The organism is Achromobacter sp. 1014246743 (assembly GCF_059760725.1).
Map to the genome: position 1 here is coordinate 1 of NZ_JCBANA010000150.1, position 649 is coordinate 649.

At 59.6% G+C, this 649-nt stretch carries 1 pseudogene; it reads left to right on the forward strand.

Annotated elements, in window-relative coordinates:
• Positions 1-108 (forward strand): annotated as a pseudogene (locus tag AC6LJ2_RS30015) (IS110 family transposase); the annotation flags it as partial.
• Between the last annotated feature and the right edge of the window lie 541 nt (positions 109-649).

Sequence of the window (649 nt, forward strand, 5' to 3'; positions counted from 1 at the left end):
AGCAAGATGTCGGCCCTGGGCGCATGCATGCGAAAAGTGGTGCATCTGTGCTTCGGCGTGCTCAAGACGCGGCAGCCTTACAGGCCTGATTACGCTTTTTCTACTTGACGGCCAAGACGGTATCTTCAGATTCCCTCGGGCGCATCGAGGTTGCCCACTCCGCATGCCGCCACCGCAAGGGGCTACGTGCGTCTAGGGTTGTCGCGCTGCTAGACCTGTGGTCGGGGAATGGAATCTGCGGGGTCGCCAAGCCGCGGCCGCGCGGGCGGCCACGTTTGGCATTGCGTTTCTGGAAAGTGTCTCGATGACGCTTCGCGCTGTTGGAGATTGGATTTCTGGCGGTGCGCACATCAAGGGGGAGGGGCGGTGATGGGCGGCGCGGCGAAGGTCGGCTTGCTCGTGCTTACCATCTCGCGCGCCGCCCATCGGGCGCTGGAGATCTGTTTGGTGGCCACGGTATCCGCGCCAATGACGTAACGATTTTTGGGTATCACGGTAGTGATGGCGACGCTGGACTAAGCCGGGAGTGTCATAAATTTTGTGTTTGAGGCCTAACATACCGCTCAAGGAGCATCTGTATGGCCACAAAGAAGAAACTTCCCCTGCGAGAGTTGCCGTCGATTCCGGCGGACCTGGTCGATCAATTCGT